Genomic DNA, 25767 nt, shown 5'->3' with positions numbered 1-25767 from the left:
AACGGTTTGATGCAGAAAACTGCATTTGGCACGGCAGATGCATCGTCTTTTCCAAACAGGGGAAGGCATGATGTCGAAAGCGGCAGAGATCGATATAGTATCCGTTTCGAAGGTCTATGGCGCGACGACGGCCGTCCATGCGATCAGCCTGAAAATTCCGGCCGGCTCATATTGCTGCTTCCTCGGCCCGTCGGGCTGCGGCAAGACCTCGACACTGCGCATGATCGCCGGCCATGAGAGCATTTCGTCGGGTGATATCCGGCTCGGCAATGTCGTCGTCACCGATTTTCCGCCGGCCAGGCGCGGCACGGCGATGATGTTCCAGTCTTATGCGCTGTTCCCGCATCTCGACCTGATCGACAACGTCGCTTTCAGCTTGAAGATGAAGGGCGTCGACAAGCAGGAGCGGCGGGCGAAGGCGCGCGAGATGCTCAAACTGATGCAGATGGAGGCCTATGCCAGCAGGCGTCCGGCCCAGCTTTCCGGCGGCCAGCAACAGCGCGTGGCGCTGGCGCGCGCGCTGATCACCGATCCGGAAGCGCTGCTGCTCGATGAGCCGTTGTCGGCGCTCGATCCGTTCCTGAAGATCCGCATGCGCGCCGAACTCAAGAAGCTGCAGAAGTCGCTCGGCATCACCTTCGTGCACGTCACCCACAGCCAGGAAGAGGCGATGGCGCTCGCCGATGTCATCGTCATCATGAATGACGGCCGGATCGAGCAGGCCGCAGCACCCCGCGAGGTCTTCGAACGGCCGGCGACGGCCTTCGTCGCGCGCTTCATGGGCGATCACAATGTGCTGTCGGGCCAGGTGACATCGAGCGAGAACGGGGTGCTGGTCATGACGGTGCCGGAGGGGCAGAGCTTTTCCGTGCGCGGGACGGGCAGGGAGGTCGGCGAGCGCGTCGATATCGGCATCCGCACCGATCGCGTGCGCCTGCAGGTGGCGACCGAATGGACGCTCGGCTTCAACGGCATCGTCTCCAACATCGAATATCGCGGCTCTTCCGTGAAGATCACCGTTATCGGCGCCGGCAGCGACGATTTCACCGTCATATCAGACGACGGCGACTATTTCGCCCGGCCGGTCGCCGTCGGCGACACCGTCGCGCTCAGCTGGGCGCTCGAGGATGCCGTGCTTCTCGGCCGCTCCTCGGCGTGAGCCATCACCATCAAGAACCATGAACCTTCCATATCAAGAAAAGGGGAACTGACATGACGACTGAAACGACATCGACCAAGGCGGAGAAGGGTCTGTCCCGCCGCACACTGCTGAAGACGGGTGCCGCCGCTGTCGGCGCCATCGCCGGCTCCGGCGCCATCACCGGCTTTCCGACAATCTGGGCGCAGACGAACATCACGCTTCGCCAGTTCGGCACCGGCGTTTCCAACATCAATGCCATCGCCGAGAAGTGCAAAGCCGATCTCGGCATTACGCTGGAAATGACGGCGACCGATTCCGACGCCGCCGCCCAGCGCGCCGTCACCCAGCCTGACAGCTACGACATTGCCGATATCGAATACTGGATCGCCAAGAAGGTGTTCCCGACAGGCGTCCTGCAGCCGATGGACGTCAAGAAGCTGAAATATTACGACAAGATCGTGCCGCTGTTCATCAACGGCAAGCTGAAGCCGGAAAGCGTCATCGCCCAGGGCACGGCGCCGCACACGGTCGGCTTCGTCGAGGCTCCGGGCGCCAAGACTTTTGCCAAGGAACCGACGCAGTGGATGACGATGGTTCCGACCATCTACAATGCCGATACGCTCGGCATCCGCCCCGATCTCGTCGGCCGCGATATTTCGAGCTGGGCCGACATCATGGATCCGAAGTTCAAGGGCAAGACCTCGATCCTCAACATTCCGTCGATCGGCATCATGGATGCGGCGATGATCATGGAGGCTATGGGCAACATCAAGTATGCCGACAAGGGCAACATGACCAAGGAAGAGATCGACAAGACGATCGAATTCCTCATCAAGGCCAAGGGCGACGGCCAGTTCCGCGCCTTCTGGAAGAGCTTCGACGAATCGGTCAACCTGATGGCATCGGGTGAAGTGGTCATCCAGTCCATGTGGTCGCCGGCCGTCGCCGCCGTCCGCTCCAAGGGCATCGCCTGCAAGTATCAGCCACTCAAGGAAGGCTACCGCGCATGGGGCGGCGGCCTCGGCCTTGCCTCGCACCTCAAGGGCGCGCAGCTCGATGCGGCTTACGAATATATCAACTGGTACACGTCGGGCTGGGTCGGCGGCTACCTCAACCGCCAGGGCTACTATTCCGCCTGCATGGAAACGGCCAAGAACTTCATGACAGCCGACGAATGGGGCTACTGGATCGAGGGCAAGCCGGCACAGGGCGATATCCTGTCGCCCGAAGGCAAGGTCATGGAAAAGGCTGGCGCCGTTCGCGACGGCGGAGCCTTCGAAGCCCGCATGGGCGCGGTCGCCTGCTGGAACTCCGTCATGGACGAGGACCGCTACATGGTCCGCCGCTGGAACGAGTTCATCGCTGCGTAATGCGATTGCCGTTTTCCCCTCCTCAACCCTCCCCACAAGGGGGAGGGAGTCCGGAGGCGGTGCGGCAGAGAACTCCCTCCCCCTTGTGGGGAGGGTTGGGGAGGGGTCTTTTTTGAGCCCTCCCTGTCGGAAAGCAGGTGGCCCGGACGCCGCCGCGATTCTCTTCTCCCCCAGCGGGGAGAAGGTGCCGGCAGGCGGATGAGGGGGTGGCACGCACCTTCGTTCCACTTGACGTAATTAGAACGGAGAACCGGATATGGCGACCATCGCAGCGGAAACGGAGGAGGACGGTCAGGGCGCGCGCGGCGGGCGTCGACTGAGGCTCTCCCCATCGGCGATATCCTATCTCCAGGCGACGCCGCTGTTCGCCATTCTCGGCTTCTTCTTCCTGCTGCCGATCGCCATGATCGCGGTCGTCAGCTTCTGGGACTACGATTTCGCCGGTCTCTACCCCGATTTCCTCACCATGAACTATACCGACACGCTCGGTTCGTGGGTGACGTGGAAGACCTATCTCAACACGTTGAAATTCACCGCGATCGTCTGGTCGCTGACGCTCGTCATCGGCTTCTGGGTCGCCTATTTCCTGGCCTTCCACATCCGCAAGACCTCAACGCAGATGATCCTCTTCCTCGTCTGCACCGTGCCGTTCATGACGTCGAACATCATCCGGATGATCTCGTGGATCCCGGTGCTCGGGCGCAACGGCCTGGTCAATTCGGCGCTGATCAAAATGGGCATCATTCCGCAGCCGATCGAATGGCTGCTCTATTCCGATTTCGCCGTCGTGCTCGCCATGGTGCATCTCTATACGCTGTTCATGGTGACGCCGATCTTCAACACGCTGATGCGCATCGACCGGTCGCTGTTCGAGGCGGCGCGCGATGCCGGTGCGTCGGGCTGGCAGATATTGTGGAACGTCGTCATTCCGCTCGCCAAGCCCGGCATGGCGATCGGCACGATCTTCGTCGTGACGCTCGTCATGGCCGACTTTTCGACGGTGCAGGTGATGTCCGGCGGCCAGAGCGCCTCGGTGGCGCTGATGATGAAGAACCAGATGTCGCTGCTGCAATATCCGGCAGCGGCCGCCAATGCCGTGGTGCTGCTCGCCGTCGTGCTCCTGATGGTCGCGGCCATCCTGCGCGTCGTCGACATCCGCAAGGAGCTTTGAGATGAACCACGAAAAACGCGGCCTGCAATTCTATCTGCTGGCGATCTTCTTCATCATCTTCGTACTGTTTCTCTACGGCCCGCTTTCGGCGATCCTGATCCTCTCCTTCCAGGGACCGGACGGCGGCCTGACCTTCCCGATGAACGGCGTTTCCACCCATTGGTTCTTCAACCTGTTCGAGAAGCAGGCGGTCGGCGATTTCGGCGCCTCGTTCCGCCGTTCCTTCACCCTCGGGCTGATGGTGATGGCGGTGACGGTCGTCGTGTCGCTGCTTGCCGGGCTTGCCTTCCGCCGCCGCTTCCGCGGTTCGACCGCGCTGTTTTACGCCACGGTCGCAAGCCTCGTCGTGCCGTCGATCATCATCTCGCTCGGCATCGGCGTGGTCTTCCAGCAGGGAGGGCTGAAGCCCGCCTGGTATTCGTCGGCCTTCGGCGCGCATCTCACCTGGACGCTGCCCTTCGGCGTGCTGATCATGTTTGCCGTCTTCAACCGTTTCTCGCCGGCTTACGAAGAGGCGGCGCGCGATCTCGGCGCCAGCTCCTGGCAGACGTTCCGCCATGTCGTGCTGCCGATGATCGCGCCAAGCCTGATCGGCGTCGGCTTGTTCGGCTTCACTCTCTCCTATGACGAATTTGCCCGCACGCTGATGACCTCAGGCAGCTACAACACCTTGCCGCTCGAAATCTACGGCATGACGACCAACGTCACGACGCCGGTGCTCTATGCGCTCGGCACGGTGACGACGCTGTTTTCCTTCACTATCATTCTCATCGCCCTCGGCATCATGATGATGCTCAGCCGGCGGCAGGCAAAGATAAACTGATATGCGCATCCTCATCGTCAATCCGAACACAACGGCCTCCATGACCGAGAAGGCCGCGACCGCCGCGCGTGCGGTGGCAGCCTCCGGCACGGAGATCATCGCCGCGACGTCGCGCATGGGGCCGGTTTCCATCGAGGGACATTACGACGGCGCGCTGGCGATCCCCGGTCTGCTCTCTGAACTCCAGGAGCGGCAGGCGGTCGGCTATGACGCGGCTGTGATCGCCTGCTTCGACGATACCGGGCTCGAAGCGGCACGGAGCTTTGCCGATGTGCCGATCCTCGGGCTTTGCGAATCCGCCGTGGTGACGGCAGGATTCCTGGCGCAGCGCTTCACCGTGGTGACGACGCTGGAGCGCTCGCGGGTGCTGATCGACAATCTCGTGCGCCGCTACGGCATGGGCGAGCGCGCCAAGGTGCGGGCCTCCGACATCCCGGTGCTGGAGCTGGAAGATGCGGCCTCGGGCGCAATCGGCAAGCTCAGGGCCGAGATCGAGCGGGCGCTTTCAGAGGACGGCGCCGAGGCGATCGTGCTCGGCTGCGCCGGCATGACCGATCTGGCGCGCGAGCTGCAGGAGATCTACGGCGTGCCGGTCGTCGACGGCGTTGCGGCCGCCGTCAAGCAGGCCGAGGCGCTGGTGTCGCTCGGGCTTTCCACCAGCAAGCGCGGCTCCTATGCCTCCCCGCTGCCGAAACCCTTCAGCGGGGCGATGAGCGGTTTTGCGCCAGTCCGGAAAGCCGGCTGAGCCATGTCCGTTTCCTTCGATTTCAAACAGCTCAGCGAGCGCGAACGCTACAAGCTGATGATCGGCACGATCATCCCGCGGCCGATCGCGCTGGTGACGACGGTGGATGAGGACGGCCGGATCAACGCCGCGCCCTTCAGCTTCTTCAACTGCCTTTCTGCCGATCCGCCGATCCTTGCGATCGGGGTCGAGAACAATGCCGACATGTCGTTCAAGGACACGGGCCACAATATCCGCATGACCGAGGTGTTCACGGTCAATATCGTCTCCTTCGCCATCGCCGAGGCGATGCATGTCTGCGGCGCCAAATATCCGCGCGGCGTCGACGAGCTGAAGCGGGCGGGGCTGACGGCGATGCCGGGCGAGAAGGTCGCTTCGCCCTTCATCGCCGAGGCGCCGGCCGCCTTCGAATGCCGGCGGCATGTGACGCTGGAACTCGGCCGCTCGCGGCAGATCGTCATGGGTGAGATCGTCTATGCGCATTACCGCGACGGGGTCGTCGATCCGCAAAGGCTGCATGTCGATCCGGCAGCGGTCGATGCGATTGCAAGGCTCGGCGGCGATACCTGCGCCACCATCCGCGACCGTTTCGAGATGCTGACGCCGAAGCTCTGACGGGTGCGATAGGCCATAGGCCCAAGTTTTGCTTTACTTTTTCGGCTCCCGCGCGAATGGTCTGCACGGATTATCGCGGCAGAGGAGCGCTTACCCATGACAATCGAGAACGATCTCAGCCGGATCGCGGAGCAGGAGAAAGCGCTGAGCTTCGACGCTTTCGACCTGACGACGGCATGGCAGCTCGGCAAGCTCCTGCAGGAACTCGCCACCGAGCGCGGCCTCGGCATCGCGATCGATGTGACCTTGCATTCGATGCCGGTGTTTTACGCGGCACTCCCTGGCGTGACGCCCGATAACGTCAATTGGGTCCGCCGCAAGCGCAACATGGTGTTGCGCTATTTCCGCAGCAGCTATGCCTCCGGCCTGAAGTTGCAGAAGGACGGCAAGACGGTCGAAGACAATGGGCTTGATGGCGCCGACTATGCGCCGCATGGCGGCAGTTTTCCGATCAACGTCAAGGGCACCGGTTGCATCGGCGCCGTCACTGTGTCCGGCCTGCCGCAGCGCGACGACCACAATCTCGCGGTCGAGGCACTGGCGCTGATGCTGGCGAAGGATCTGGATACGTTGCGGCTTGCCCCGCCGCTCTGATGCGGCCTTTCCCGCCGTAATTTTGACAGAAAAAAGCCATGAAAACTGCAAAATCGTGTCGCCGCTCCGGTGACGCGGCCCTATCCTGCGGCTAAGCTGCGGCATCGCACTCCTATTTTACCCCGGGACGCCATGATCCGCTTGTTTCTTGCGCTTGCCGCCATTGTCGGCTTCGGCCTTTTCCTTGCCTCCTGCAACACGCTGTCCAAGGAGGAATGCGTCGCCGCCGACTGGCGGGTGATCGGTGAGAGTGACGGGGCGGCGGGCTACGAGCCGCAGCAGCGTTTCGCCGCCCATGCGAAATCCTGCGAACGGGTCAAGATCATCCCCGATCAGTCGATCTGGTTCCAGGGCTATCAAGCGGGCCTGGTGCGCTACTGCACGCCGCTCAGCGGGCTTTCACGCGGCCAGGCGGGCAGCGGCTATGCCAATGTCTGCCCACCGGAAGCCGCGCCGGGGTTCCTGCGCGGCTTCAACCTCGGCAGCAAGCAGCACGGGCTGCAGGAACGCCTCAACTCGATGCAGAACGACTATAGCTCCAAGGAGATGAGCATTGACGAGCTTTCCGACAAGCTGAGGGATGCCAAGGATGGCGACCGCTCGGAACTGCGCCGGCGGATCGAGGATCTGGAAGACGACATGCACGACATCCGCCGCGACCAGCGCGACGTGCAGGAGGATCTCGACCGCGTCAACGAGGATGTCGAATGGTTCCAGCGCAACCCGAGCGCCGAACTGCCGGCGCCGGGTTACTGAAGCTCAGAGCTTGCCGTTGGCCTCGGCGATGCCCTTCGTCAGGCTGCCGGTTGCCGGGAAGAGCGGGATGAGGCAGGCCTGCAGCGCGTGGTAGATATCGCCCTTGCCGGGGAAGAGCGAGTGCGAGGGCACGAGATCTTCCGTCAGTTCCTCATGCCAGCCGCCGTTCTTGTGGTCGATGAAGGCGCGCTCGATCACGTTCCAGATCTTGCGGTAGCTCTCCTCGTGGAAATCGCTCGGCAGATGTTCGTTGAGGAAATGGGCGGCAGCCGCACCTTCGCAGGCCGGCCACCAGAGCTTGTTGCGCTTGGCGGGCTTGTCGTCCCAGTCGAGCGTATAAAAGAAGCCACCCTTGTCGTTGTCCCAGCCGAGCGCCATGGATTGGGCAAACAGCGCCTTCGCCGCATCCGGCATCCATTCGATGCGTTTGCCGCCGAGCGCCCAGAGCTGCAGGATCAGGCGAGCCCATTCCAGCCAATGGCCGGGCGTCGTGCCGGCCGGGCGGAACATTTCGTTCGGATGATAATAGGCCTTGTCGAGCTTCCATTCGGCGTCGAAATGCTCGGCGACGCGCCAGTCGACCGAACCGGCGGCGCGGCGGATGACGAGATCGGCGATGCTTTCGGCCTTGGTCAGATATTGCCTGTCGCCGGTCGCTTCGAAGGCCGCCATCAGCGCTTCGGTCAGGTGCATGTTGGAGTTCTGGCCGCGATAGGCGCCGCCGTCGAGCGGCTGCCAGTCGGCGGTGAATTCCTCGGCGATCGCGCCGTGCTTGGCTTCCCAGAACTTTGTGTTGAGGATCTCGGTGATATCATTGAGCATGCCGTCAGCAAGCGGATGGCCGATGGTCTTTGCGGAGGAGGCGGCCAGCAGCACGAAAGCATGGCCATAGCCCTGCTTGTTGGAATCGACCGGACCGTCATTGTTAAGCGACCAGAAATAGCCGCCGTTTTTCCGGTCGCGATGATGGTTCCAGATATAGTTCATGCCGTGGTCGGTGACGTCGGCAGCGCCCGGACGGCCGAGCAGGGCGCCGATCGAGAAGCAATGCACGGCGCGCGCGGCAATATGGATGCCGCGAACCTGGCCCTCGGCGTCGAGCGGCCTGCCTTGGTCGTCGAGATCGTAGAAGCCGCCCTTGGGGTTGACCGAATTGTGCTGGAAGAAATCGAAGAGGCCGTTCGCCTGGTTGAGCAGCCAGTCGCGGTGATAGGCGCGGGTCGTCCAGTTTCCAAGCACGGCGTTGCCGGTTGCGGGTGCCATGATGCTCCTCCGATTTCGTGCACAAGCGTTGCAAACGCCTATATAGAGGTCGAGCAAGCCTGTCATCGGTCTATCGCATCGGTCGTCCTTTGCGCGTCTGAAAAGGCGCGCGGTGCTGCAGGCTTGCAAAGCACGAAATCGATAGGCATATATTGACATAAAGATATCTTTATGTGATTTGGAAGTCTAGTCTTATGACGTCAAGGAGCCCTCCCGTGTTTGACAATCTCTTTGGTCCGGAAACGGGCAAGCGTGACGGCAGTGAAGTTTTCGCGGCTTTGAAACAAGCCGCGAGCGAGCGCATCCTTGTCCTCGATGGCGCCATGGGCACACAGATCCAGGGGCTCGGCTATGACGAAGACCAGTTCCGCGGGACACGCTTCATCGGCTGCGCCTGTCACCAGAAGGGCAATAACGACCTTCTGATCCTGACCCAGCCGGACGCGATCGAAGAGATCCATTACAAATACGCCAAGGCCGGCGCCGACATTCTCGAGACCAACACCTTCTCCTCGACCCGCATCGCGCAGGCCGATTACGAGATGGAAGGCGCGGTCTACGACCTCAACAAGGAAGGTGCCGAGATCGTGCGCCGGGCGGCACAGCGCGCTGAACGCGAGGACGGCCGCCGCCGCTTCGTCGCCGGCGCCATCGGCCCGACCAACCGCACCGCCTCGATCTCGCCCGACGTCAACAATCCCGGCTTTCGCGCCGTCACCTTCGACGATCTGCGTTCCGCCTATGGCGAGCAGATCGACGGCTTGATCGACGGCGGCGCCGACATCATCCTCATCGAGACGATCTTCGACACGCTGAACGCCAAGGCGGCGATCTTCGCCTGCGAGGAGCGCTTCGCGGCCAAGGGCGTGCGCCTGCCGGTGATGATCTCCGGCACGATCACCGATCTGTCCGGCCGCACCCTGTCCGGCCAGACGCCGTCGGCCTTCTGGAACTCGGTGCGCCATGCCAATCCCTTTACGATCGGTCTCAACTGCGCGCTCGGCGCCAACGCCATGCGCCCGCATCTGCAGGAACTTTCGGGCGTCGCCGACACCTTCATCTGCGCCTATCCGAATGCCGGCCTGCCGAACGAATTCGGCCAGTATGACGAAACGCCGGAGCTGATGGCCGCGCAGATCGACAGCTTCGCCCGCGAAGGCCTCGTCAATATCGTCGGTGGCTGCTGCGGTTCGACGCCGGAACATATCAGGGCGATCGCCGAGACCGTCGCCAAGTACAAGCCGCGGCCGATCCCCGAGCATCGTCCCTTCATGTCGCTGTCAGGCCTCGAACCTTTCGAGCTGACCAAGGACATTCCCTTCGTCAATGTCGGCGAGCGCACCAACGTCACCGGCTCGGCGAAGTTCCGCAAGCTGATCACCAATGCCGATTATACGGCAGCGCTCGACGTCGCCCGCGACCAGGTCGAGAACGGCGCGCAGGTGATCGACATCAACATGGACGAGGGCCTGATCGATTCGGAAAAGGCGATGGTCGAATTCCTCAACCTGATCGCCGCCGAGCCTGACATCGCCCGCGTGCCCGTGATGATCGATTCGTCGAAGTTCTCGATCATCGAATCCGGCCTGAAGCGCGTCCAGGGCAAGCCGATCGTCAACTCGATCTCGCTCAAGGAAGGCGAGGAGAATTTCCTCGCCCAGGCGCGACTGTTGCACAATTACGGCGCGGCCGTCGTCGTCATGGCCTTCGACGAGACCGGACAGGCCGACAGCTATGAGCGCAAGGTGGAAATCTGCACGCGCGCCTACAAGCTGCTGACCGAGAAGATCGGCTTCCCGCCCGAGGATATCATCTTCGATCCGAACATTTTCGCGGTCGCGACCGGCATCGAAGAGCACAATAATTACGGCGTCGATTTCATCGAGGCGACGCGGACGATCCGTGAGCGCATGCCGCTGGTGCATATTTCCGGCGGCGTTTCGAACCTGTCCTTCTCGTTCCGCGGCAACGAGCCGGTGCGCGAGGCGATGCACGCCGTGTTCCTCTACCACGCCATCCAGGCGGGCATGGACATGGGCATCGTCAATGCCGGCCAGCTGGCGGTCTACGACAACATCGATCCCGAGCTGCGCGAGGCCTGCGAGGACGTGGTGCTGAACCGCCGCCCCGACGGCACCGAGCGGCTGCTCGAAGTGGCCGAGCGCTTCCGCGGCGCCGGCGCCAGGGAAGGCCGGGTCCAGGATCTCTCCTGGCGCGAATGGAGTGTCGAGAAGCGTCTCGAACATGCACTGGTCAACGGCATCACCGAATATATCGAGGCCGATACCGAGGAGGCGCACCAGCAGGCCGCCCGGCCGCTGCATGTCATCGAGGGCCCGCTGATGGCCGGCATGAACGTCGTCGGCGATCTCTTCGGTTCAGGCAAGATGTTCCTGCCGCAGGTGGTCAAGTCGGCGCGTGTCATGAAGCAGGCGGTCGCCGTGCTGCTGCCCTACATGGAAGAGGAAAAGCGCCTCAACGGCGGCGAAGAGCGCCAGTCGGCCGGCAAGATCCTGATGGCGACGGTCAAGGGCGACGTGCACGATATCGGCAAGAACATCGTCGGCGTCGTGCTGGCCTGCAACAATTACGAGATCGTCGACCTCGGCGTCATGGTGCCGGCGACGAAGATCCTCGAAACGGCGATCGCCGAGAAGGTCGATATCATTGGCCTTTCGGGCCTGATCACGCCGTCGCTCGACGAGATGGTGCACGTTGCGGCCGAGATGGAGCGGCAGGGTTTCAAGATCCCGCTCTTGATCGGCGGGGCGACGACCAGCCGCGTGCATACGGCCGTGAAGATACATCCCGGCTACAACAACGGGCAGACGATCTATGTAACCGATGCCAGCCGCGCCGTCGGCGTCGTCTCCGCACTGCTTTCGCCGGAAACGCGCCAGGGCTATGTCGACGATATAAGAGCCGAATATGCCAAGGTGGCGGCAGCACATGCGCGCAGCGAGGCAGAGAAGGTGCGCCTGCCGTTACCCCGGGCTCGCGAGAATGCTCACAAGATCGACTGGTCTGCCTACCAGCCGGTGAAGCCGCAATTCTTCGGCACGCGGGTGTTCGAGGATTACGATCTGGGCGAACTTGCCAAATATATCGACTGGACGCCGTTCTTCCAGACCTGGGAGCTGCGCGGCCGTTACCCCGCCATTCTCGAAGACGAGAAGCAGGGCGAGGCAGCGCGCGCGCTCTGGACCGATGCGCAAGCCATGCTCAAGAAGATCATCGACGAGAAGTGGTTCCGCCCGCGCGCCGTCATCGGCTTCTGGCCGGCCGGCGCCGTCGGCGACGATATCCGCCTGTTCACCGACGAGAGCCGCAGCCAAGAACTGGAGACCTTCTACACACTGCGCCAGCAGCTTTCGAAGCGTGACGGGCGGCCGAACGTGGCGCTCTCCGACTTCGTCGCGCCTGTCGCAAGCGGTGTTCAGGATTATGTCGGCGGCTTCGTGGTGACGGCCGGTATTGAGGAAATCGCCATTGCCGAGCGTTTCGAACGGGCGAACGATGATTATTCTTCGATCCTGGTCAAGGCGCTGGCCGACCGTTTCGCCGAAGCTTTTGCCGAGCGTATGCATGAGCAGGTGCGTCGGGAATATTGGGGCTATGCCAAGAACGAGACGCTCAGCAAAGAGGATCTCATCACCGAAGCCTATGCCGGCATCCGCCCCGCGCCCGGCTATCCCGCCCAGCCAGACCATACCGAAAAGGCAACGCTCTTCAAGCTGCTCGACGCTGAAAAAGCGGCCGGCGTGAAGCTAACGGAAAGTTATGCGATGTGGCCGGGTTCCTCGGTCTCCGGCCTCTATATCGGCCACCCCGACTCCTATTATTTCGGTGTCGCCAAAATCGAGCGCGATCAGGTGGAAGATTATGCAAGGCGCAAGGGCATGGAGGTTTCCGAAGTCGAGCGCTGGCTCGGACCGGTGCTGAACTACGTGCCGCGCAAGGCGGATGAGGAGATCGACGACGCGGCGTAACCGGCCGTTTGGCGTCTTCCGCTGATAAAATGATTCAAGAAACGAGGGAGCCGGAAGTGAATCACTTTCCGGCTCCATGCTTTTGAAAATCAAGAAGATTTTTCTTTTGAGCCGATGATGTCGGCCTTGCGGTTCAAGTCACCGCGATCGTCAGCTCCGCGACGAAATCATAGGCGTCGCCGCGATAGAGCGAGCGGGTGAATTCCACGGCGCGGCCGGAGCCAAGATAGGAGATGCGCTCGATCGACAGGCCGGCCGCACCGACCGAGACGCCGAGAAGCTGGGCGTCGGCTTCCTTCATATTGGTTGCCGAGATGCGCTGCACCGCGCGCACGGGGCGGACCTGGAGGCGTTCAAGTTCCGCATAGAGCGAATTGGTGACGGCCGAGGGATCGGGCAGGAACTCGCCGGAAACGCTGGCATTCTCGATCGCCAGCGGCTGGTCGTCGGCGATGCGCAGACGGGAGAGGCGCGAAACTTTGACGTCGGTACCGAGGCCGAGAATCATCATCTCGTCGGGCGAGGGGGTGTGGATGCCCTTGTGCAGCCATTCGGAGCGGGAGGACATGCCGCGGCGCGCCATGTCCTCGGTGAAGGAGGTCAGCTGCGACAGGCGTTGCTCGACCTTGGAGACCGGCTTGGCGACGAAGGTGCCCGAGCCGTGGCGGCGCACCAGCAGGCCGTCGGCGACCAATTCGTCGATCGCCTTGCGGACGGTGACGCGGCTGACGGCGGCGAATTCGGCGATGTCGCGTTCCGGCGGCAGCGCATCGCCGTGGCCGAGCGTGCCGGTGCGCACGGCCTCTTCGAGCATGCGGCGCAGCTTGACGTAGAGCGGGCCGGTACCGGCAGCCTGCAGGCGCTCCAGGGATAGGATGGTAGCGAGGTCGTCGCTCATGCCGCACCTCTCTGCCTGTTGTTCAGGAGCTTCACCGCAAGTCCCACCGCGCCCTGCAGGGCATCGCCCTTCGGTTTGGCGAGCAGCGGCCTGTAACGTTCGGCAAGCCAGGGTTCATAGGCTTCGGCAAGGCCGCCGAGCAGGCAGATCGACGGGCATTCGGGCCAGAGCAGCGCCTCGAGGCTTTCGCCGATCGCGGTCGCGGCATCGGTGACGATGCCAACCGCAACAGTATCGCCCTTGGCCGCATGTTCGAAGACAACAGGTGCGTAGCGGGCAAAGTCCTTCGGTCTTGCCGAATGCGCGAATTCGACGATGCGCTCGGGATCGTTGCCGTATTCGGCCATGACCGCTTCGGTGATCGGCGATGCCGGCCGCACCCCGTCATGGGCGAGCAGCGATCGTTCCATCAGGTCGCGGCCGAGGCGGGCGCCGCTTGCCTGGTCCCCAACGACGAAACCCCAGCCGCCGATGCCGTTCAGCCGGCCGTCCCTACGGGCATTATAGACCGAGCCGGTGCCGAAGGCGCCAACGATACCGTCGGCATCGCCGAGTGCGCCCTGAAGGGCAATCAGCGCATCGGTGACGACGCGGCCTTCGGCAAATGGCAGGGCCTTTTCGATTCGCCCGCCGTAATCCCCGACATTGGCACCGGCGACGCCGACGACGGCTGCGACGGACGAGATGGTTTCAGCAGCAAGCCCGGCATCGCACAGCGCCTGCCGGGCGGATTCGACGATATTGAGAAGAGAGTTTTCGAGATCCGACAGAATGTTGGCAGGGCCTGATTTGCCGCGGCCGATGACATTGCCGTTTCCGTCCGCGACTGCGGCCCGGCAGCTCGTTCCGCCGCCGTCTATGCCGATTGCAAGCTCCGTCATCGGGCCTCCGAATATACCGTTCCCTATGTTTTTTAATACAATACCAAAAAAATACCATTTACCAAGTGGGAATGAGGGAGAAAATCAATCTTTTTATCTCATTGATTTTACTGGATTTAATTTTTTAACGAATTTTCTCAGGCCGAAAAGTTAAATTCGGCTGGACAATTGGTATTTTTTTGGCATTAATTCCGCAAAAGGGAACAGCACTTCGAAGCCCGCGAAAACCGGCAGTTAAGCCAAGCCGGAACCGCTACGAAGGTGATCGAGATGACGACCCACTGGCCTATCGGGCTTGTGGCGAATTCGGCATTCATCGGCTTTCCCCATCATTTCGCCGCCCCGGTGTAGTCGCTGGGAAGGTGCGCAGTCCGGCCGCAGGCGATCCGCCTTCGTGTCCGTCGAGCTTTCGGGACCGGCATTGCTGGCGGTCCTCCAAGGGGCGTTGGGTGTTGCCTCAGGCACGCCAATTGCTTGTTTCAGATCGAAAACAGCGCCTCGCGGCGCTTAAACAGGAGAGGGAAATGAAAAACACTGCTCTGAAAAGCTTCCTGCTTGCATCCAGCCTGCTGACGTCAGCAGGCCTCGTCCATGCCGCCGACGTCACGCTGACGATCGAAAGCTGGCGCAATGACGACCTGCAGATCTGGCAGGAGAAGATCATCCCGGCCTTCGAAGCCAAGAACCCGGGCATCAAACTCGTCTTCTCGCCGACAGCACCGACCGAATACGATGCTGCAACGTCTGCCAAGATCGATGCCGGCAGCGCCGGCGACATCATCACCTGCCGTCCCTTCGACAAGTCGCTGGCCCTGTTCAAGAGCGGCAACTTGACGAGCCTGAATGATCTGCCGGGTATGGAGAACTTCTCGCCGGTCGCAAAGGCCGCCTGGACGACCGACGACGGCAAGTCGACCTTCTGCGTGCCGATGGCTTCGGTCATCCACGGCTTCATCTACAACAAGGATGCCTTCGACAAGCTCGGCATCTCGGTGCCGAAGACGCAGGACGAGTTCTACGCAGCGCTCGACAAGATCAAGGCCGACGGCACCTACATCCCGCTCGCCATGGGCACGAAGGACCTCTGGGAAGCCGCCACCATGGGCTACCAGAACATCGGCCCGAACTACTGGAAGGGTGAGGACGGCCGCGCCGCCCTGATCGCCGGCAAGCAGAAGCTGACCGACGCTGACTGGGTCAAGCCCTATGAAGAGCTTGCCAAGTGGAAGCCCTATCTCGGCGACGGCTTCGAAGCTCAGACCTACTCCGACAGCCAGAACCTCTTCACGCTCGGCCGTGCAGCGATCTACCCGGCCGGCTCGTGGGAAATCGCGCTGTTCAACAGCCAGGCACAGTTCAAGATGGGCGCCTTCCCGCCGCCGGTTCCAAAGGCTGGCGACACTGGCTACATCTCCGACCATCCTGACATTGCGGTCGGCCTGAACGCGAAGAGCGCGCATGCTGAGGAAGCCAAGAAGTTCCTCACTTGGGTCGCTTCGCCTGAGTTCGCCGATATCTACGCCAACGCGCTGCCGGGCTTCTTCAGCCTGAACTCCAACCCGGTCAAGATGTCCGATCCGCTCGCTCAGGAATTCGTTTCCTGGCGCGGCCCGTACAAGTCGACGGTGCGCTCGACCTATCAGATCCTGTCGCGCGGCACGCCGAACCTCGAAAACGAGACCTGGGTCGAATCGGCCAACGTCATCAACGGCACGGATACGCCGGCGGTTGCTGCCGAAAAGCTCCAGAAGGGCCTCGACAGCTGGTACAAGCCGGCCAAGTGATGTGATCAGGGGCGGCGTTTGCTGCCCCTCATCCAGCCTGCCGGCCACCTTCTCCCCGCGTGCGGGGAGAAGGAGATTCGCAGCGACCTCCCAGCCCGACATAGCATCCCAGCAGGGCGTTCCTTTCTTCCCAGGTGGTGGAGAGTTCGGGTGAGGCGCAACGTTTTCCACCTGTGCTGCCCTTGCGGCCAGTCGACAAGAACAGGCAAAAGCCATGAGCGAAACCAACAACGCGGCGGATATCGTCCCGCTCAAGCGCCCGGTGCGCTGGCACATTTTCGTCTTCATGCTGCCGGCCCTGATCGTCTATTCCGCCGTCATGGTGCTGCCGCTCATCGAAACCCTCCGGCTGTCGCTCTACAATATGGTCGACGGGCAGCCGGCCTTCGTCGGACTGGCGAATTTCAAGGTGCTGTTCGGCGATGCGCGCTGGGCGCGCGATTTCTGGAATGCCCTTGTCAATAACCTGATCTTCTTTGCCATCCACATGTGCGTGCAGAACCCGATCGGCGTGGCGCTTGCCGCCCTGCTTTCGGTGCCGAAGCTGCGTGGCGTTGCCTTCTACCGCACGGCGATGTTTCTGCCGACTCTCCTGTCCTTCGTAATCGTCGGCTTCATCTGGAAACTGATCCTCTCGCCGATCTGGGGCGTGGCGCCCTGGATGCTCGATCTCATCGGCTTGAAATTCCTGTTCGCGCCTTGGCTCGGCAAGTCCGGTTCGGCGCTGATCGCGGTGTCGCTGATCTCGAACTGGCAATATGTCGGCATTCCGATGATGCTGATCTATGCCGCGCTTCTCAGCATCCCTGAAGAGGTGATCGAGGCGGCCGAATGCGACGGCATTACCGGCTGGGCGCAATTCTGGAAGATCAAGCTGCCGCTCATCCTGCCGGCGATCGGCATCATCTCGATCCTGACCTTCGTCGGCAATTTCAACGCCTTCGATCTGATCTACACCGTGCAGGGGGCGCTCGCCGGGCCTGACATGTCGACCGACATTCTCGGCACCTTGCTCTACCGCACCTTTTTCGGTTTCCAGCTTCAGCTCGGCGACCGCTCGATGGGCGCGACGATCGCTACGGTGATGTTCCTCATCATTCTCGCCGGCGTCTCGCTTTATCTCTTCGTCATCCAGCGGCGCATGCGTCGCTACCAGTTCTGAGGAGCGCGCATGTCCAAGGCACGCACATCTCCCATCCGCACCGGCCTCGTGCATCTGGCGCTGAGCGCCTATACGCTGGTCGCGTTGTTTCCGGTGTTTCTGACCATCGTCAACTCGTTCAAGGATCGCGCTTCGATCTTCCGCGAGCCGCTGATGATCCCGACGCCGTCGACCTTCAGCCTTGTCGGCTATCAGACGGTGCTGGGGCAGGGCGATTTCGCCACCTATTTCCAGAACAGCTTCATCGTCACGATCGTCTCGATCCTGCTGGTGCTGCTCTTCGGCGCCATGGCGGCCTTCGCCCTGTCGGAATATCGTTTCCGCGGCAATACGCTGCTCGGGCTCTATATGGCGATCGGAATCATGATCCCGATCCGTCTCGGCACGGTGGCGATCCTGCAGGGCATGGTGGCGGCCGGCCTCGTCAACACGCTGACGGCGCTGATCCTCGTCTATACCGCGCAGGGCATACCGCTGGCGATTTTCATCCTGTCGGAATTCATGCGCACGGTTTCGGATGACCTCAAGAATGCCGGGCGCATCGATGGGCTTTCCGAATATGCGATCTTCTTCCGGCTGGTGCTGCCGCTGGTGCGCCCGGCCATGGCGACGGTCGCCGTCTTCACGATGATCCCGATCTGGAACGACCTCTGGTTCCCGCTGATCCTGGCGCCGTCGGAGGCCACCAAGACGGTGACGCTCGGCTCGCAGATCTTCATCGGCCAGTTCGTCACCAACTGGAATGCGGTGCTGGCGGCGCTCTCGCTGGCGATCCTGCCGATCCTCGTCCTCTACGTCATCTTCTCGCGGCAGCTGATCCGCGGCATCACGTCAGGAGCCGTCAAGTGACCGTAAAACCGATCCGCGTCCTCGTTGCCGGCCTCGGCAATATGGGCCGCAGCCATGCGCTCGCCTATCACAACAATCCAGGCTTCGAGATCGTCGGTCTCGTCAACCGCTCGACGCCGAAGCTGGAGCCCGAGCTGCAGGGCTATACGATCCATCCCGACTTCATGACGGCGCTCGCCAAGCTGAAGCCGGACCTCTGCTCGATCAACACCTATTCCGACAGCCATGCCGATTATGCCGTCGCCGCCTTCGAGGCCGGCTGCGACGTCTTCGTCGAAAAACCGCTGGCGACCACCGTCGCCGATGCCGAGCGCGTGGTCGCGGCGGCTGGGAAGGCCGGGCGCAAGCTGGTGATCGGTTATATTCTTCGCCATCACCCTTCCTGGATGAAGCTGATCGAGGAGGCGCGCAAGCTCGGCCCGCCTTACGTCTTCCGCATGAACCTCAACCAACAGTCCAGCGGCCCGACCTGGGCGACGCACAAGTCGCTGATGCGCACCACCTCGCCGATCGTCGATTGCGGCGTGCATTATGTCGACGTCATGTGCCAGATCACTGATGCCAGGGCTGTCGAGGTGCGCGGCATGGGGCTGCGCATGTCCGACGAGATTGCCGCCGACATGTATAATTACGGTCACCTGCAGGTGCTGTTCGAGGACGGTTCGGTCGGCTGGTACGAAGCCGGTTGGGGACCTATGATCTCGGAGACCGCCTTCTTCGTGAAGGACGTGATGTCGCCGAAGGGTGCGGTTTCCATTGTCATGGATCCGAACGCCAAATCCGACGATATCGACACGCACACCAAGACCTCCGTGATCCGTCTGCACACGGCCGAGACCGGCGCGGACGGCAAGTTCATCCGGCCCGACCAGGATATGAGGATGACCGGCGAGCCCGGCCATCAGGCGCTTTGCGACCTGGAACAGGCCTTCATGCTGAGGGCGATCCGCGAGGATCTGAACCTCGACCGCCATATGGCGGATGCGGTGGCATCGCTGCGCATCTGCCTTGCCGCCGACGAGAGCGTGCGTACCGGCCAGCCGGTCAGATTGTAAGGGAAAGACAGTGGGATCGCTTCAACTCAAATCCATCCGCAAGACCTACGGCACGCATGAAGTGCTGAAAGGCATCGACCTCGAAGTCAAGGACGGTGAATTCGTCATCTTCGTCGGTCCGTCGGGCTGCGGGAAGTCGACGCTGCTGCGCAGCATTGCCGGTCTCGAGGACGTCACGTCGGGCGCCGTCGTCATCAACGGCCGCGACGAGACGCTGACGCCGCCGGCCAGGCGCGGAATCGCCATGGTGTTCCAGTCCTACGCGCTCTATCCGCATCTGACGGTCAAGGACAATATGGGGCTCGGCCTCAAGCAGGCCGGCACCGCAAAGGACGAGATCGAAAAGCGTGTCAGCAAGGCATCCGGCATGCTGTCGCTGGAGCCATATCTGGCGCGGCGGCCGGCCGAGCTCTCCGGCGGCCAGCGCCAGCGTGTCGCGATCGGCCGCGCCATCGTGCGCGAACCGGAACTCTTCCTGTTCGACGAACCGTTGTCGAACCTCGATGCGGCGCTACGCGTCCAGACCCGCCTCGAAATCGCCCGGCTGCACCGCAGCCTGAAGGCGACGATGATCTATGTGACCCACGACCAGGTCGAGGCGATGACGCTTGCCGACAAGATCGTCGTGTTGAATGCCGGCGCGATCGAACAGATCGGTTCGCCGATGGAGCTTTACAACCGTCCGGCCAATGTCTTCGTCGCCGGCTTCATCGGCTCACCGCAGATGAATTTCATCGCGGCCGAGAAGGTCGGCGATCACAGCGCCAAGACGATCGGCGTGCGGCCCGAACACATGACGCTGTCGCGTGAGCAGGGGAGTTGGGCGGCGAAGGTCGTGCATGTCGAGCATCTCGGCGCCGATACGATCATCTATCTGGAGTCCGACCAGTGCGGCCTGCTGACGGCACGCCTGTTCGGCGAGCATCAGTACGAGCCCGACGAGATCGTCTATGCGACGCCGGATCAGGCGCGTGTCCACCGCTTCGATGTCGACGACCAGGCGATCCGCTGAGGGCATGATAGAACGAAAAAGCCCCGTGTTGCGGAGCCTTTCACTTCCCGTTGGCGTGCAAGAGTTCGATCAGCCAAGCACGGGCCGCATGAAGCTACGTTCATAGCTGACGATACTGCGGTTGCGTTTGTCGAGTTCGAAAGCGGCCTGACATTCCGGATCACTCGCCATGCGCGTGCGATAGTCCTCATAGGCGGCAAGGCTCGGGAAGGAAAACAAGGCAACGGCAATGTCGTTGGCGCCTTCGGATGGCAGGAAATAACCGTGATGGGTGCCGCCCATCCTGTTGACGATCGGAATCCAGAGCCGGGCATATTCCTCGAATTCGGCAAGCTTGTACGGATCGATCACATAACGCAGGTGGCAGGTAATCATTGACATATCCCATTGCGTAAAACACCGAGCGGAGGGGTGCGGCTCATTTGGTTTGCTCACCTTCTGGCATCGCGTTGAGAGAGTTCAAGTGCTTTGCAGTGATGACAGCATCACGATTGCTGACGTGTCGGCCAGCCTGAAATGAAAAAGGCGCCGTTTCGCGGCGCCTTTTGCGTGAACGGTATCGGCGAAATCAGTCGCGGATGATCAGCAGGTCGGCCGCCATGAAGCGCAGCGTCACCGTTTCGCCGGCCTGCGGCGGGGTGATGCCCGGGCTGTTGAACATGTCGAAGGAGATGACGTTGCCGCCGACATTCATACGGGTGCGGATGACCGATCCGAGGAAGTGGGCCGAGACGACCTGGCCGGTTAGCGCCGTATCGCTTTTGACGTTGTCAGAGAGGGAACCGGCTTCCGGACGCAGCGCCAGCGAAATGGTTTCGCCAGCCTTGTGGGCGGCGACCGACTGCTTGAGCGTCACGCCCTGATCGCCGATCTGGATGCGGTTGGCGCCGGGGTCGATGACCTTGGCCTCGATGAGGTTCAACGTGCCGACGAAGGAGGCGACGAAGCGTGTCGCCGGCGTGTTGTAGATCTCGAAGGGCGAACCGATCTGGTCAGCCTTGCCGGCATTCATGACGACAATGCGGTCGGAGATCGACAGAGCTTCTTCCTGGTCGTGGGTGACGAAGACCGTGGTGATGCCGAGCTGCTGCTGGATCTGGCGGATTTCCTCGCGCAGCGACACGCGGATCTTGGCGTCGAGCGCGGAGAGCGGCTCGTCGAGCAACAGCACCTGCGGCTTGACGGCAAGCGCGCGGGCAAGGGCGACACGCTGCTGCTGGCCGCCCGATAGCTGATAGGGGAAGCGGTCGGCCAGGTGATCGAGTTTGATCAGGCCGAGCATTTCTTTGACGCGGGCGTCAATCTCAGGCTTCGGCGCGGCGGCGACCTTGAGGCCGAAGGCGACATTGTCGTGCACGGTCATGTTGGGGAACAATGCATAGGCCTGGAAGACCATACCGATATTGCGCTGGTTCGGCTTCAGGGCGCTCTGGTCCTTGCCGTTGATGGTCAGCGTGCCGCCGGTCGGTGTCTCGAAGCCGGCGATCATGCGCAGAACAGTCGTCTTGCCGCAGCCTGACGGGCCGAGGAAGGAGATGAACTCACCCCTCTCGATGTTCATGTTGAAGTTCTTGACGACCTGAACCGGGCCGAAGGATTTCTGAATGTTGGTCAGTGTGAGAAAGGACATGAGCCAGTTACCTTAAGCCTTTGCCGGGCGGGCTTTACCGAAGCGGGAAACGAGGTTGAGCAGGCCCATGCTGAGCCAGGTGATAGAGAAGGCGATGACGGCGAGCGCCGAAGGCTCATAGGCCTTGTTTGCACCGACGAGCTGCAGATAGGGACCGAAGGCCGGACGGTTGAGCAGCGCGGCGAAGGTGAATTCGCCCATGACGATTGCCAGCGTGATGAAGGCGCCGGAGAGCACGCCGCTCATGACGTTGGGGAAAATGCATCTGAACATGATGGTCGTCCAGCGGGCGCCGAGACTTTCGGCGGCTTCCGTCAGCGTGCGGACGTCGATGGCGCGCATGGCGGTATCGACGGCGCGGTACATGTAGGGCAGGGATAGCGTGATATAGGAGAAGACCAGCAGGGCGTTGGTGCCGGTCGTCGAACCCGTCAGGGGCAGGTAGGACGACGAATTATACATCCTGAGGTAACCGAAGACGATGACGATCGCCGGAATGACAAGCGGCAGCAGCGTGATGAATTCGACGACGGGACGCATCTGCGGCAGGCGCAGCCGCACCCAATAGGCCGTCGGCACGACGAGCAGCATACCGAAGACGATGGTGAATAACGCCATCAGCATGGAATAGCCGAAGGTCTCGCGGAACTGAATGTCTGAGAAGACCGACTCATAGGCATCGAGGCTGTATTCGCCGCGGCGCATGCGCAGCGAAAATTCGATCGTGCCGATCAACGGAATGACAAAATAGGATGCGCCCAGGATGACGGCGATCCAGGCCCCAAGACGTTGAGCTTTCATTTCTGCCACCGTTCGGCGCGCATGCGCAGCATGAGATAAAGGACGTTGGAGACGCCTGTAATGACGATCATGCCGAGCGCGATGGCGTAGCCGAGGTTGGCATTGTGCAGAACGTCGCCGCGGATCTGCGCATAAAGCAGGATCGGCACGATGTTCAGCGAGCTGCCGGTCAGCGCAAAGGCGGTGGCGATGGCGCCGAAGGCATTGGCGAAAAGCAGCAGCGTCGTGCCGAGCAGGCTCGGCCAGAGGATCGGAAGGGCAACCATCGTCCAATATTGGCGGTTGGTGGCGCCGAGGATCTGCGATGCCTCGCGCCATTCCTTCTTCATGCCGTCGAGGGCCGGCGTCAGGATCAGCACCATCAGCGGGATCTGGAAATACATGTAGGTGATGGTGAGGCCAAAGAAGGACAGCAGGTTGAAACCGGTGCCGTAGAGATTGAAGCCGAACCATTCGCGCAGGAAGATCGTCACAAGACCGGTACGGCCGAGCGTTGCGAGAAAGGCGAATGCGAGCGGCACGCCGGCGAAATTCGAGGCGACGCCGGAGAAGGTCAGCAGCGTCGAGCGCACGGAGGCGGGCAGGCCGCCGAGCACGACTGCCCAGGCGAGGAAGAAGCCGATCAGCGCGCCGCCGAGAGCGGAGGCGACTGAGACGCGGATACTGATCCAGTAAGCGCTCATGATCGATGGCGTAAAGAGATCGCCGATATTCTTCAGGGTGAAATCGCCCTCGGGCGTCAGGAATGCGCCCGCCACAAGATAAAGCGTGGGGATGATCAGGAATAGCAGGGAGAAAATGATGAAGGGTGCAATGCCCAGCCAGTCGATCACACGGTCTTTGTTGATCAAGGGGACACTGCTCGCCATCGGCGTTGAAACGGTGCTCATGGAAAAGCTCATCCTGGGGCGTCGGAGTAACAAAACCTCCCCGCCTTGCGGCGGGGAGGCAGGAGCAGAGATTACTTGACGTTGGCGCCGACGACGGAATCCCAGTTCTTGGTGATGGCTTCCTTGCCGGCGGCCTGCTCTTCGAGCGTCGGGAAGACGGCCTTTTCGTAGGCCGCTGCCGGCGGCAGCTTGTCGAGCAATTCCTTCGGGATCTTGTTGTTCTTGGCAAGATCGTTGAAGCGGATCGGGTGGCAATAGCCCTTCAGCCAGCCGAGCTGACCTTCGTCGGAATAGAGGTATTCCATCCAGAGCTTGGCAGCGTTCGGGTGCGGAGCGAAGGCAGAAATCGCCTGAACGTAAACGCCGGCAACGACGCCGGTCTTGGGAACGACAACCTCGAACGGAGGATTGCCCTTCAGACCTTCGCCCCAGGACATCGCGTTGTAGTCCCAGGCGACGATGATCGGCGTGGAGCCCTGCGCGAAGGGAGCGGCCTTGCCGACGACCGGCACGAAATTGCCGTTCTTGTTGAGCTCGGCGAAGAACTTCAGACCTTCTTCACCTGCCTTGGCTGCGTCACCGCCAGATGCGGAAAGACCGGCGGCATAGACGCCCTGGACGGCCTGGTTGGCCGTGCGCGGGTCGCCTGCCAGCGCGACGCTGTTTGCGTAGTCGCTCTTTTTCAGATCGGGCCAATCGGCCGGCGATTCCTTGACGAGATCCTTGTTCACGAGGAACGAGAGAACGCCGTAATAGTCGCCATACCAATAGCCTTCGGCATCCTTGGCGGTATCCGGGATGGAATCCCAGGTGGAGACCTTATAAGGCTGGATCAGACCGTCTTTCTTGGCGGACGGGCCGAAGGAGAGGCCGACGTCGATGACGTCAGGAGCCTGTGGGCCGGTATTGCCCTTGTTGGCCTTGATCGCTTCGATTTCGTCGCCGGAGCCGGCATCCGGGTTCAGTTCGTTGACCTCAAGACCGTATTTGGCCTTGAAGCCGGCAATGACGTCGCCATAGCCGCACCAGTCGTGCGGAAGTGCGATGGTCGTCAGGGTGCCTTCCTTCTTGGCGGCGGCGATGAGTTCAGCGCTCGGCTCAGCGGCGGCAATCGCGGTCGAAGCCACGATCATCGCAGTAGAAAGCGACAGCAGTCGAGAAATGTTAGAGATCACTGTTGTTCTCCTTCGGGTTTTCAGTGTCTGGCGATGCTGTTAATGAGCTTACATGAAGCTTGTATGACGTTTGGATGACGTTCATTTCACCCTGAATATCAGGCCTTTGCGACAAACATTCTATTTGCGACAGCGCGGTCTGTTTCCGTGAAAATCCGTCATTGTCTTTCTTCTGTTTAGTCTTGTCCTCCTAACCCGGTTTACGGAAAAGCCTGGTCTGCTCGAACAGGCCTTCCAGCGTCTTCATGCGCTCCTTCGTTTCGTCCCAGGTCGAATTCTGAACGGCCTCGATCAGCGCTTCGACGATGAACAGGGTGACGACGGAGGAATCCCAGGCCGATGGCGCTTCGATCCGGACGCGGAAGGTATGTCTGGCGAGCTTGGCCGCGGGCGAGCCCCACTGGTCGGTGAAGACGACGATCTCGGCGCCGCGTTTGCGGGCGGCGGTGGCAAGGCTCACCATTTCCTGCTCGTAGCGGCGGATGTCGAAGATGATCAGGATGTCGCCGGCATTCATGTTGAGGACATATTGCGGCCAGCTGCTGGAGTTCGACGACAGCAGGGTCGTTGCCGGCCGGATCACCTGCATGTGGGTGAAGAAATACTCGGCAAGCGCGCCGGTGATGCGGCCGCCGACGAAATAGAGGCCGCGTTTGCGGTCGGAGAGCAGCGAGGCGACGCTGTCGAAAGTCGCGGTGTCGAGATCGGTCAGCGTCTGGCGCAGATTGCCCATGATGGCATCGGCAAAGCGATTGAGGATATGGGTGCCCGGCGCGTTCTGCGCCCAGCGATCATGCTTGGCGATCGGATTCGAGATCGTCGCCTCGACCTCCTGATGCAGATGCGCCTGAAAGTCTGGATAGCCCTTGAAGCCGAGTTTCTGCACCATGCGCACGACCGTCGGAGTCGAGACGCCGGCATTCTCGGCGATCGTGGTGATGCTTCCGAGACCGGAAACCGGATAATTGTCGAGAAGGCTTTCGGCCAACTGCTTCTCGGCGCGCGTCAGCACCCCCAAATGCGAATGTATGACGTCCGAAACCGTCTTCGACGCAACTGTCACGTAACTATGCTCCCCGGGATGGTCTGGCGCCACTTTCCCACTCAAAGTTAACAACGCTGTCATAATCCATGTCAACTACTGTCATGAAAAGAAATTTTCA

The 25767-nt window shown here is 61.5% G+C and carries 23 protein-coding genes; 14 read left to right on the top strand and 9 right to left on the bottom strand.

Going from position 1 to position 25767, the window contains the following annotated elements:
- Positions 1–70: 70 nt before the first annotated feature.
- The 8 genes from FHT79_RS07555 (at position 71) to FHT79_RS07520 (ending at position 7215) form a co-directional block, all read left to right on the top strand.
- Entirely contained in the window at positions 71–1159 is a 1089-nt protein-coding gene (locus tag FHT79_RS07555; RefSeq protein WP_028756346.1) for an ABC transporter ATP-binding protein, read from the top strand.
- Between the two features lie 53 nt (positions 1160–1212).
- Complete coding sequence (locus FHT79_RS07550; protein ID WP_047611023.1) at positions 1213–2511, top strand: PotD/PotF family extracellular solute-binding protein; 1299 nt, start codon at positions 1213–1215, stop codon at positions 2509–2511.
- A 256-nt stretch (positions 2512–2767) separates the two neighbouring features.
- Positions 2768–3682, top strand: coding sequence for an ABC transporter permease (locus FHT79_RS07545; RefSeq protein WP_183903188.1), 915 nt, complete (start codon positions 2768–2770; stop codon positions 3680–3682).
- 1 nt (position 3683) lies between these two features.
- Complete coding sequence (locus FHT79_RS07540; protein WP_047611022.1) at positions 3684–4505, top strand: ABC transporter permease; 822 nt, start codon at positions 3684–3686, stop codon at positions 4503–4505.
- A gap of 1 nt (position 4506) precedes the next feature.
- Positions 4507–5250, top strand: a complete 744-nt coding sequence (locus FHT79_RS07535; protein WP_028756354.1) for an aspartate/glutamate racemase family protein — start codon at positions 4507–4509, stop codon at positions 5248–5250.
- A 3-nt stretch (positions 5251–5253) separates the two neighbouring features.
- Positions 5254–5865: a flavin reductase family protein gene (locus FHT79_RS07530; protein WP_183903187.1), complete on the top strand. Its 612-nt coding sequence runs from the start codon at positions 5254–5256 to the stop codon at positions 5863–5865.
- A 96-nt stretch (positions 5866–5961) separates the two neighbouring features.
- Positions 5962–6459, top strand: a complete 498-nt coding sequence (locus FHT79_RS07525; protein WP_028756352.1) for a heme-degrading domain-containing protein — start codon at positions 5962–5964, stop codon at positions 6457–6459.
- A gap of 132 nt (positions 6460–6591) precedes the next feature.
- Positions 6592–7215 (top strand): DUF2799 domain-containing protein, encoded by a 624-nt coding sequence (locus FHT79_RS07520; protein ID WP_183903186.1) that lies wholly within the window; start codon positions 6592–6594, stop codon positions 7213–7215.
- A 3-nt stretch (positions 7216–7218) separates the two neighbouring features.
- Here the strand turns inward: FHT79_RS07520 and FHT79_RS07515 are convergent, their stop codons facing one another.
- Positions 7219–8478 carry an AGE family epimerase/isomerase gene (locus FHT79_RS07515; RefSeq protein WP_183903185.1) on the bottom strand — a complete coding sequence of 420 codons (1260 nt, stop codon included), beginning with the start codon at positions 8476–8478 and terminating at the stop codon, positions 7219–7221.
- 215 nt (positions 8479–8693) lie between these two features.
- Here FHT79_RS07515 and metH point away from each other — a divergent pair, with 215 nt between their 5' ends.
- Positions 8694–12467 (top strand): methionine synthase, encoded by a 3774-nt coding sequence (gene metH / locus FHT79_RS07510; RefSeq protein WP_183903184.1) that lies wholly within the window; start codon positions 8694–8696, stop codon positions 12465–12467.
- A 133-nt stretch (positions 12468–12600) separates the two neighbouring features.
- Here metH and FHT79_RS07505 read toward each other — a convergent pair whose 3' ends face one another.
- Together FHT79_RS07505 and FHT79_RS07500 are read right to left on the bottom strand one after the other, a co-directional pair.
- Positions 12601–13365: a GntR family transcriptional regulator gene (locus tag FHT79_RS07505; protein ID WP_011652849.1), complete on the bottom strand. Its 765-nt coding sequence runs from the start codon at positions 13363–13365 to the stop codon at positions 12601–12603.
- Positions 13362–14246 (bottom strand): N-acetylglucosamine kinase, encoded by an 885-nt coding sequence (locus FHT79_RS07500; protein ID WP_183903183.1) that lies wholly within the window; start codon positions 14244–14246, stop codon positions 13362–13364. Before FHT79_RS07500 ends, FHT79_RS07505 begins: the two co-directional genes overlap by 4 nt.
- A gap of 524 nt (positions 14247–14770) precedes the next feature.
- Between FHT79_RS07500 and FHT79_RS07495 the strand changes: the two genes are divergently transcribed.
- The 5 genes from FHT79_RS07495 to FHT79_RS07475 all read left to right on the top strand — a co-directional run bounded on the left by FHT79_RS07495 (position 14771) and on the right by FHT79_RS07475 (position 20108).
- The gene (locus tag FHT79_RS07495) at positions 14771–16030 is read left to right on the top strand and encodes an ABC transporter substrate-binding protein (protein ID WP_047611009.1); all 1260 of its coding nucleotides are present in this window, start codon (positions 14771–14773) and stop codon (positions 16028–16030) included.
- Between the two features lie 214 nt (positions 16031–16244).
- Positions 16245–17192 (top strand): sugar ABC transporter permease, encoded by a 948-nt coding sequence (locus FHT79_RS07490; protein WP_183903182.1) that lies wholly within the window; start codon positions 16245–16247, stop codon positions 17190–17192.
- 9 nt (positions 17193–17201) lie between these two features.
- On the top strand, positions 17202–18041 hold the full coding sequence (locus tag FHT79_RS07485) for a carbohydrate ABC transporter permease (protein WP_028755805.1): 840 nt from the start codon (positions 17202–17204) through the stop codon (positions 18039–18041).
- A complete protein-coding gene (locus FHT79_RS07480) occupies positions 18038–19096 on the top strand; it encodes a Gfo/Idh/MocA family oxidoreductase (RefSeq protein WP_183903181.1) in 1059 nt (352 codons plus the stop codon). The genes FHT79_RS07485 and FHT79_RS07480 overlap by 4 nt, the downstream gene beginning before the upstream one ends.
- Before the next feature lie 10 nt (positions 19097–19106).
- A complete protein-coding gene (locus FHT79_RS07475; RefSeq protein WP_028755807.1) occupies positions 19107–20108 on the top strand; it encodes an ABC transporter ATP-binding protein in 1002 nt (333 codons plus the stop codon).
- A 69-nt stretch (positions 20109–20177) separates the two neighbouring features.
- Here the strand turns inward: FHT79_RS07475 and FHT79_RS07470 are convergent, their stop codons facing one another.
- The 6 genes from FHT79_RS07470 to FHT79_RS07445 all read right to left on the bottom strand — a co-directional run bounded on the left by FHT79_RS07470 (position 20178) and on the right by FHT79_RS07445 (position 25667).
- Positions 20178–20483: an NIPSNAP family protein gene (locus FHT79_RS07470; protein ID WP_028755808.1), complete on the bottom strand. Its 306-nt coding sequence runs from the start codon at positions 20481–20483 to the stop codon at positions 20178–20180.
- Positions 20484–20676: 193 nt separating this feature from the next.
- On the bottom strand, positions 20677–21738 hold the full coding sequence (locus FHT79_RS07465) for an ABC transporter ATP-binding protein (protein WP_183903180.1): 1062 nt from the start codon (positions 21736–21738) through the stop codon (positions 20677–20679).
- 12 nt (positions 21739–21750) lie between these two features.
- Positions 21751–22539, bottom strand: coding sequence for an ABC transporter permease (locus FHT79_RS07460; RefSeq protein WP_029867940.1), 789 nt, complete (start codon positions 22537–22539; stop codon positions 21751–21753).
- Positions 22536–23429, bottom strand: a complete 894-nt coding sequence (locus tag FHT79_RS07455; RefSeq protein ID WP_183903179.1) for an ABC transporter permease subunit — start codon at positions 23427–23429, stop codon at positions 22536–22538. The genes FHT79_RS07460 and FHT79_RS07455 overlap by 4 nt, the downstream gene beginning before the upstream one ends.
- Positions 23430–23500: 71 nt before the next feature.
- Entirely contained in the window at positions 23501–24604 is a 1104-nt protein-coding gene (locus FHT79_RS07450) for an ABC transporter substrate-binding protein (protein WP_028755811.1), read from the bottom strand.
- A gap of 190 nt (positions 24605–24794) precedes the next feature.
- The gene (locus FHT79_RS07445) at positions 24795–25667 is read right to left on the bottom strand and encodes a MurR/RpiR family transcriptional regulator (RefSeq protein WP_028755812.1); all 873 of its coding nucleotides are present in this window, start codon (positions 25665–25667) and stop codon (positions 24795–24797) included.
- Positions 25668–25767: the final 100 nt, after the last annotated feature.

Origin of the sequence: Rhizobium sp. BK212, assembly GCF_014197475.1 — a bacterium.
In the GTDB taxonomy this organism is placed as follows: Bacteria; Pseudomonadota; Alphaproteobacteria; order Rhizobiales; family Rhizobiaceae; genus Rhizobium; species Rhizobium anhuiense.
The sequence above is the reverse complement of the archived record's forward strand: the minus strand, read 5'-3'. Positions and strand labels throughout refer to the sequence as shown.

Excerpts from the sequence above, each read along its gene's own strand:
- FHT79_RS07555 (WP_028756346.1), top strand. The coding sequence starts at position 71 with ATGTCGAAAGCGGCAGAGATCGATATAGTATCCGTTTCGAAGGTCTAT.
- FHT79_RS07485 (WP_028755805.1), top strand. The coding sequence starts at position 17,202 with ATGTCCAAGGCACGCACATCTCCCATCCGCACCGGCCTCGTGCATCTG.
- FHT79_RS07470 (WP_028755808.1), bottom strand. The coding sequence starts at position 20,483 with ATGATTACCTGCCACCTGCGTTATGTGATCGATCCGTACAAGCTTGCC.
- FHT79_RS07525 (WP_028756352.1), top strand. The coding sequence starts at position 5,962 with ATGACAATCGAGAACGATCTCAGCCGGATCGCGGAGCAGGAGAAAGCG.
- FHT79_RS07540 (WP_047611022.1), top strand. The coding sequence starts at position 3,684 with ATGAACCACGAAAAACGCGGCCTGCAATTCTATCTGCTGGCGATCTTC.
- FHT79_RS07455 (WP_183903179.1), bottom strand. The coding sequence starts at position 23,429 with ATGAGCACCGTTTCAACGCCGATGGCGAGCAGTGTCCCCTTGATCAAC.
- FHT79_RS07495 (WP_047611009.1), top strand. The coding sequence starts at position 14,771 with ATGAAAAACACTGCTCTGAAAAGCTTCCTGCTTGCATCCAGCCTGCTG.
- FHT79_RS07460 (WP_029867940.1), bottom strand. The coding sequence starts at position 22,539 with ATGAAAGCTCAACGTCTTGGGGCCTGGATCGCCGTCATCCTGGGCGCA.
- FHT79_RS07520 (WP_183903186.1), top strand. The coding sequence starts at position 6,592 with ATGATCCGCTTGTTTCTTGCGCTTGCCGCCATTGTCGGCTTCGGCCTT.
- FHT79_RS07550 (WP_047611023.1), top strand. The coding sequence starts at position 1,213 with ATGACGACTGAAACGACATCGACCAAGGCGGAGAAGGGTCTGTCCCGC.
- FHT79_RS07500 (WP_183903183.1), bottom strand. The coding sequence starts at position 14,246 with ATGACGGAGCTTGCAATCGGCATAGACGGCGGCGGAACGAGCTGCCGG.
- FHT79_RS07545 (WP_183903188.1), top strand. The coding sequence starts at position 2,768 with ATGGCGACCATCGCAGCGGAAACGGAGGAGGACGGTCAGGGCGCGCGC.
- FHT79_RS07505 (WP_011652849.1), bottom strand. The coding sequence starts at position 13,365 with ATGAGCGACGACCTCGCTACCATCCTATCCCTGGAGCGCCTGCAGGCT.
- FHT79_RS07490 (WP_183903182.1), top strand. The coding sequence starts at position 16,245 with ATGAGCGAAACCAACAACGCGGCGGATATCGTCCCGCTCAAGCGCCCG.
- FHT79_RS07515 (WP_183903185.1), bottom strand. The coding sequence starts at position 8,478 with ATGGCACCCGCAACCGGCAACGCCGTGCTTGGAAACTGGACGACCCGC.
- FHT79_RS07530 (WP_183903187.1), top strand. The coding sequence starts at position 5,254 with ATGTCCGTTTCCTTCGATTTCAAACAGCTCAGCGAGCGCGAACGCTAC.
- FHT79_RS07535 (WP_028756354.1), top strand. The coding sequence starts at position 4,507 with ATGCGCATCCTCATCGTCAATCCGAACACAACGGCCTCCATGACCGAG.
- FHT79_RS07465 (WP_183903180.1), bottom strand. The coding sequence starts at position 21,738 with ATGTCCTTTCTCACACTGACCAACATTCAGAAATCCTTCGGCCCGGTT.